This window comes from Burkholderia sp. Ac-20345 (assembly GCF_017104825.1).
GTDB lineage: Bacteria > Pseudomonadota > Gammaproteobacteria > Burkholderiales > Burkholderiaceae > Burkholderia > Burkholderia lata_B.
In genome coordinates this window covers 1-1,507 of the sequence record NZ_JAAGPO010000498.1, presented here as the reverse complement: position 1 = coordinate 1,507, position 1,507 = coordinate 1, and the positions used below count along the sequence as shown (strand labels likewise).

The 1,507-nt window shown below is 63.2% G+C and carries 2 protein-coding genes; both read right to left on the bottom strand.

Translation table 11 applies throughout. The annotated features are described in order from the left end of the window. Positions 1 to 791: ABC transporter permease subunit (locus G3O06_RS48260; protein ID WP_205820460.1), on the bottom strand; the 791-nt coding region annotated here is incomplete at its 3' end. Then, positions 788 to 1,507, bottom strand: a 720-nt coding sequence (locus G3O06_RS48255) for an ABC transporter permease subunit (protein WP_205820459.1), incomplete at its 5' end; no start/stop codon positions are given. The genes G3O06_RS48260 and G3O06_RS48255, both read right to left, overlap by 4 nt.

The following is a 1,507-nucleotide window of genomic DNA, read 5'->3' as shown; positions in this document are numbered from 1 at the left end:
CGCGCGATCATCATCCGGTTCACGACGATCACGCCGATCGTCACCGCCGTGATGAACAGCGTCGCCAGTGCGTTCATCTCCGGGTTCAGCCCCAGCCGCACGCGCGAGAACACCACCAGCGGCAGCGTCGTCGAGCCCGGCCCCGACAGGAACGCCGACAGCACCAGATCGTCGATCGACAGCGTGAACGACAGCAGCCACCCCGACAGCAGCGCCTGCGAGATCAGCGGCAGCGTCACCACGAAGAACACCTTCAGCGGCGTCGCGCCGAGATCGAGCGCCGCCTCTTCCAGCGACTTGTTCATCTCCTTCACGCGCGACTGCACGATGATCGCCACGTACGACACGCACAGCATCACGTGACCGATCCAGATCGTCACCATCCCGCGCCCCTTCGGCCAGCCGAACATCTGCTCCAGCGCAACGAACAGCAACAGCAGCGAGATGCCCTGGATCACTTCCGGAATCACCAGCGGCGCGTTGATCATCCCCGTGTACAGCGTGAAGCCCTTGAAGCGGCCGAAGCGCGCGAGCACGAAGCCCGCCCACGTGCCGATCACGACCGACGCCGTGGCCGTCAAGAGACCGATCTTCAGCGACAGCCACGCGGCGTTCAGCAGCTCGTCGTCGTCCAGCAGCGCCGAGTACCACTTCAGCGAGAAGCCCGACCACACCGTCACCAGCTTCGACTCGTTGAACGAGTACACGACCAGGCTGATGATCGGGATGTACAGGAACAGGAAGCCGAAGGCGAGTACGCCCGTCGACAGCGGTTTGCTCGGCTTGATCATTTCGCGTCCTCCAGTTCCTTGACCTGGTAGTACTGGAACAGCGCCATCGGCACCAGCAGCAGCATCACCATCGCGACCGTCACCGCGGACGCCATCGGCCAGTCCATGTTGTTGAAGAATTCATCCCACATCACGCGGCCGATCATCAGCGTGTCGGCGCCGCCGAGCAGTTCCGGAATCACGTACTCGCCCACCGCCGGGATGAACACCAGCAGGCTGCCGGCGATGATCCCGTTCTTCGACAGCGGCAGCGTGATCCGCGTGAACGCGACCCACGGCTTCGCACCGAGGTCGTACGCGGCTTCGAGCAGCGTGAGGTCCATCTTCACGAGGTGCGCGTACAGCGGCATCACCATGAACGGCAGGTACGAATAGACCATCCCGATATAGACGCCCGCGTCGCTGTGATAGAGGCGCAGCGGCGTGTGGATGATGCCGAGCGCGATCAGCGTGTGGTTCAGCAGGCCGTCATCCTTCAGGATGCCGATCCATGCGTACACGCGAATCAGGAACGACGTCCAGAACGGCAGCATCACGGCCATCATCAGCACGTTGCGGCGGTTCGGCTCCGAGCGCGCGATGTAGTACGCCATCGGATAGCCGATCAGCAGGCACAGCACCGTCGACACGGCGGCCATCTTCAGCGAGCTGAGGTAGGTCGCGATGTACAGGTCGTCCTGCAGCAGGAACGCGTAGTGCGACATCTGCAGCGCGAA